This is a genomic window from Mycobacteriales bacterium, assembly GCA_035533475.1.
GTDB lineage: Bacteria > Actinomycetota > Actinomycetes > DATLTS01 > DATLTS01 > DATLTS01.
In genome coordinates this window covers 1-5,209 of record DATLTS010000001.1, presented here as the reverse complement: position 1 = coordinate 5,209, position 5,209 = coordinate 1, and the positions used below count along the sequence as shown (strand labels likewise).

5 protein-coding genes are annotated in these 5,209 nt (G+C 73.3%); all 5 read right to left on the bottom strand.

Annotated elements, in window-relative coordinates:
- Window positions 1–749 (bottom strand): NADH:ubiquinone oxidoreductase (locus VNG13_00025; protein HVA58913.1); only part of this gene is annotated, 749 nt, incomplete at its 3' end.
- The gene (locus tag VNG13_00020; GenBank protein ID HVA58912.1) at window positions 749–2,242 is read right to left on the bottom strand and encodes an NADH-quinone oxidoreductase subunit C; all 1,494 of its coding nucleotides are present in this window, start codon (window positions 2,240–2,242) and stop codon (window positions 749–751) included. The genes VNG13_00025 and VNG13_00020, both read right to left, overlap by 1 nt.
- Entirely contained in the window at window positions 2,239–3,732 is a 1,494-nt protein-coding gene (locus VNG13_00015; GenBank protein ID HVA58911.1) for a proton-conducting transporter membrane subunit, read from the bottom strand. Before VNG13_00015 ends, VNG13_00020 begins: the two co-directional genes overlap by 4 nt.
- Before the next feature lie 4 nt (window positions 3,733–3,736).
- Window positions 3,737–4,402 (bottom strand): hydrogenase, encoded by a 666-nt coding sequence (locus VNG13_00010; protein HVA58910.1) that lies wholly within the window; start codon window positions 4,400–4,402, stop codon window positions 3,737–3,739.
- Window positions 4,402–5,209, bottom strand: an 808-nt coding sequence (locus VNG13_00005; GenBank protein HVA58909.1) for an NADH-quinone oxidoreductase subunit H, incomplete at its 5' end; no start/stop codon positions are given. The genes VNG13_00010 and VNG13_00005, both read right to left, overlap by 1 nt.

Sequence of the window (5,209 nt, the reverse complement as noted above, 5' to 3'; positions counted from 1 at the left end):
CCCAGGGCGAGCAGGATCGCGTGCAGCAGCCCGAACGGGCTCGGCGGGGACCCGGGTACCCACACGTCGACGTCCACGGCCGCGCCGATCCCGCCGCGGGTGGCATAGGAGGGGCTCACCAGCCCGCCGCTGATGGCGTCCACCCCGGCGGCGATGACGACGACCGGGTCCGGCAGCTGCCGGCGGGTCTCGGCGAGCGGGTCGAGCATTCCTGCCGACCCGGCTCCGGTGACCAGCAGGATGTCGGCGTGCCGCGGGCTCACGGTGAAGAAGATGCCGAGCCGGTGCACGTCGTAGACCGGGTTCGTCAACGCGGCGATCTCCCACTCCACGGCACCGTCGGACCCGGCGTCGACATGGCGGATGTGCACGCTGCGGCGCAGCGCCCGTACCCGTCGGGTGAGTCCGTCGCGCACCGCGGCCAGCGCTTCGTCGGTCTCGGCGACGACGGGGACGACGAGCCCGCCCCGGGAGAGCCCGGCCGTCTGGAAGGCCGCGGTGAAACCGAACACGTCGGGGCGGGCGGTGACGCAGCGAGCGCACAGGATGCACCGTCCCCGGTCCAGCCGCACCTGCCCGTCCTCCACCTCGATCGCACCGGTCGGGCAGAGCTTCCCGAGCTCCGCCGGCGGCCCTTCGTGCGGCAACACCTCCACGGCGCCATGCCAGGTCGGTGGGTAGCCGTCGTCGTAGCGGGGATAGCGACTCGTGACCACCCCGTCGCGCAGCCCGCGCAGCACCCATGGCATCAGCCCGCCACCCCCGCGATGGACAGCCCGAAGCTCGCCTCGATGAAGGCGAAGTCGGTGGTGATGTCGCCGGCGAACGACGGTCCGAACAGCGCCATGTTGTGAAACGACGCGGACCGGGGCTTGCATCGGGTCAGCCGCCCGCCCGCCAGCTCGACGAGGTAGAGCAGCTCGCCCTGGGGGGCTTCGGCCCAGCCGACCGCGCGGCCGGAGGCGTCTGGCGGCACCGGCACGGCCAGCTCGTGCTGCGGATCCGGGCGGTCCGCCAGCGCGTCGGTCGCGGCCCGGGCCAGCCGGAACGCATCCCGCACCTCGGCCCAGCGTTGCTGGGTGCGGGCCAGCACGTCGCCGGTGGGCCGGGCCTGACCGCTCGGTTCGCCGAGCCGGTCGTAGGCCGCGTACGGACGGGCGCTGCGCACGTCCTCGGGGAGTCCGGAGGCCCGGGCGAGCGGTCCGAGCGCGCCGTGCGCGGCGGCGAGGGTGTGCGGGATGGGACCGGTGCCGCGCAACCGGTCGAGGAACGAGGGGGTGCCCATGAGCGCCCGGGCGTCGGCGTCGACGGCCCGGCCGAGCCGGGTCAGCCGGCCGAGCAGCTGCTCCGGGGCGATGGCGGGCAGCGCGTGCACCCCGCCGGGGGTGATGACCCCGCGGCCGAAGCGGCTGCCGGAGGCCTCGCCGAGGAGCCGCATGATCTGTTCCTTGTGGTAGCCGAAGCGGGCGGTGGCCACGGCGAGGCCGGCCGCCTCGGTGAGCCCGATCACGCTGTGCAGGTGGTTGGCGATGCGTTCGCATTCGGCGTACAGGCAGCGGACCAGCGCCGCCGCCGGTGGCACCCCGATTCCGGCGATGCGTTCGATGGCCTGGGCGAACGCCAGCGCGTGCGCCACCGAGGCCACCCCCTCGACCCGTTCGGCGAGCAGCACCCCGGTGACCGGGTCCATCCCCTCGAAGCGCTTCTCCAGCCCGCGGTGCTTCGCGTACACCCGGACCCGCACATGCTGGATGTCCTCGCCCGGACCTTCGACGAGGTACTCGACGGCCTCGCACACCCCGGAACGCACCGGACCGTAGGGGATGGTGAACACCCCGGGGCCCTCGACGTGGCCGGGCAACGCAGCCGGCTCCGGGATGAGGGTGGCCGGAGACCTGCGCGCGCCGGGCCGTGGCCGGGGCGTCCCTGCTGCCAGGGGCAGCAGCAACGGGTCGAGCCGCGGTCGGCCGAGGGCCGCGAGCCCGAACAGGTCGTGGATCTCCCGCTCGTACCACAGCGCCCCGGGGATCCGCTCGGCCAACGACGGGTAGCCGTCGCTGCCGGCGGGCACCACGGTCTCCACGAGGTCCAGCTGCCCGCCGTGGGCGAGCAGCGCGGCGAGCCGGGTGCCGCCGCGGGCCGCACTGCCGGTCAGCGCGGCGAGCCGCTGCCCGGTCGACACCCGGGCGACGACGTCGTCGCCCCAGCGCTGCGCGGTCGGCACCCGCTCGACGGCGCTCACGTCCCGCCGCCGAGGGCGAGCGCGGCGGTGTGCAGCAGCCGGGTCAGCGCGCCCGGCGGGTGGACGCCGAGGACGAGCAGCGCGCCGATCCCGACGGCCATCGCGGTCACCATCCACCAGCTCGGCTCCCCGCGCCGGGCCGGGCTGCCGGGTCCGTCGCCCGGCCACGCCGGCTCACCGGCCGGGCCCGGCTGGAGCACCATCCGGGTCGCGGCCAGGCTCAGCCCGAGGAACGCCACGGTGACCAGCGCGACCAGGACGGCCGCCGGCGCGTCGTGCCCGGCGGCCAGCCCGCCGGAGACGATCTGGAACTCGCTGCGGAAGATGCCGAACGGTGGCAGCGCGGACAACGCCAGCACGGCGGTGACGAACAGCACCCCGGTGACCGGCATCCGGTCGGCGGCCGCGTGGATCTCCTCGATGTCCTTGGTGCCGTAGCCGCGGAGCAGCGCCCCCGCGCCGAAGAAGGCCGTCGCCTTCGCGGCGGCGTGCGCGAGGACCTGCAGCAGCACCCCGGCGAGTGCGACCGGCGTGCCGAAGCTGACCCCGATGGCCAGGATGCCCATGTGCTCGACGGAGGAGTAGGCGAGCAGCCGTTTGATGTCCCTCTGGTCGAGGACGTAGAGCGCGGCGAGCACCAGCGACGCGAGACCGAAGGCCAGCAGCACGGCGTCGGGGAACGCCGGCCCGAGGGTCCGCACGGCCACCTGGTGGTAGCGCAGCACCGCGTAGAAGCTGTCCGCGAGCAACGCGCCGGACAACAGCGCCGAGACCGGGGTCGGGGCTTCGGCGTGCGCGTCGGGGAGCCAGGTGTGCATCGGCACCAGCCCGGCCTTGGTGCCGAACCCGACGACGGCCAGCACGTAGGCGAGCCGGACCGGCTGGGCGGGCAGCGCATGGGCGACCCGCACCAGCGGGCCGAACGCCAGGTCGTAGCCGCCGCCCAGAAGCTGGCTGCCCGCGTAGTACATGAAGATGGTGGCGAGCAAGGCGATGCCCAGGCCGACCGAGGCGATGAGCACGTACTTCCAGGACGCCTCGGTGGCCCCCTCGGTGTCGTCGATGGCGACGAGCAGTGCCGAGATGACGGTCGTCACCTCGATCGCGATCCACAGCAGGGCCAGCCCGTTGACCAGCGGTGCGGCGAGCATCGCCCAGCAGAACAGGTTCAGCCCGACGTAGAACCGGCGCGCGTACCGGGGGGCCTCGGCCGTGCCCTGCTCGCTGCGCAGGTAGCCGACGCTGTGCACCGCGGTGGTGGCATAGCAGAACGCGGTGGCGAGCACGAAGACCACGGACAGCGCGTCCGCCCGCAGGAAGCCCACGGCGGGCGTGTGCCGGTCGACGCCCGGTACCAGGGCGAGGGCACCGAGGAGGCTCGCCGCCCCGGACACGATGGTGACCGCCTGCGCGCGCCGGGGCGGTAACCGCAGGCAGGCCAGGGCGGCGAGCAGCGGCCCGGTGACGAGCAGGATGAGGACCGCGCGCATCGGGCTAGCCCCGCAGCCGGGTCAGCCCGGCGGTGGACAGGGTGGCGCTGCGGCCGTGGTGGACCCGCATCAAGATGCCGAAGACGACCACCGCGACCAGCAGGTCGAAGAGGAATGCCACCTCGAGGATGAGCGGCAAGCCGGCGGCGACGACGAGGCTGGCCAGCGACACCCCGTTCTCCAGGGAGAAGAAGCCGACCGCCTGGCTGATCACGTCCGAGCGCACGATGATGAGCACGAAGGCGACCAGCACGACGGCCGCGGCCAGCGCGAGGGCGCTGCGGGGCAGCACCGCGGAGGAGATGTGCAGGGTGCCGACCGCGAAGAACCCGAACGCCGCGACGACGATCGCGATGAGGAATTCGCTGGCCACCCCGAACGCCCCGGTGCCGGCGATCTCGGTGTCGGCGTCCCGGAGCAGCCGGGAGACGACCAGTGGGACCGCGACCACCTTGAGCAGGAAGGACAGCACGGCCAGCACGTACAGCTCGCCGATCCTGCGGTCGTGGGCCACGATCCCGGCCAACGCTGATACAACAAAGGACTGCACCGCGTACAGCCGGATCTGGCTGCGCAGCATGGGGGCTCTCAGCATGGCGAACTCGATGAGCAGTACCAGCGCCGCGACCGTGCTCGCCGCGCCGGCGAAGGCGCCCGGGGCGGTGCCCATCAGCTGCCCCCGAGGAACAGCGTGAACACCGCGAGCACGGAGAGCACGAACGCTGCCGCGCAGAACTCGGTGATCTTGTACAGCCGCAGCTTGGCGAACGAGTCGTCGATCACCGCGACGACACAGCCGATGCCGATCGCCTTCGCGAGCAGGGTGCCGATCGCGAGGGCGACGCTGGCCGGCCGTCCGCTGCTGGACAACCCCCACGGGACGAGGAACACGTTCGCCAGGATCGTGTAGAGCACCAGCTGCTTGATCGCGGACGCGTGCCGGAACAGTGCCAACGCCGGGCCCGAGTGCTCCAGCGTCCGGCCCTCGTCGATCATCCCGAACTCGAGCGTGCTCGCGTGCGTCTCGACCGGGATCCGGCCGGTGTCGGCGAGGATCGCCATGAACAGGGCGGCCGCGGCCAGCAGGTGCGCGGGTCGCACGATCTGCCCGGCGGCGGAACGCACCGTCGCCGCCTCGTGGTAGGGCAGGTCGGTGGCCGTGATGGCGGCCACCGTGAACACGACGAACAGGATCGTCGGCTCCACCAGCGCCCCGAACGTCATCGCCCGGCTGGACCCCAGCTGCGCGTACGGGGCCCCGGTGTCCGCCCCGGCGAGCGCGGTGACGAAGCCGGCCAGGGTCAACAGGAACCCCCCGCCGAGGATGTCGCCCTGGTATCCCAGCGGCAGCCCGTAGGTGGTCAGCACCGGGATGAGCAGCGGAACCGAGAGGTAACCGACGAACGCCACCAGCGGCGCCGCGAGGAACACCCAGCTGGCGTTCTCCGGGACCAGCGTCTCCTTGCGGTACAGCTTG

What these genes read in the sequence shown, in the direction of transcription:
- VNG13_00010 (HVA58910.1), bottom strand. Translation starts at nt 4,402, where the DNA reads ATGGGCACCGCCCCGGGCGCCTTCGCCGGCGCGGCGAGCACGGTCGCG.
- VNG13_00015 (HVA58911.1), bottom strand. Translation starts at nt 3,732, where the DNA reads ATGCGCGCGGTCCTCATCCTGCTCGTCACCGGGCCGCTGCTCGCCGCC.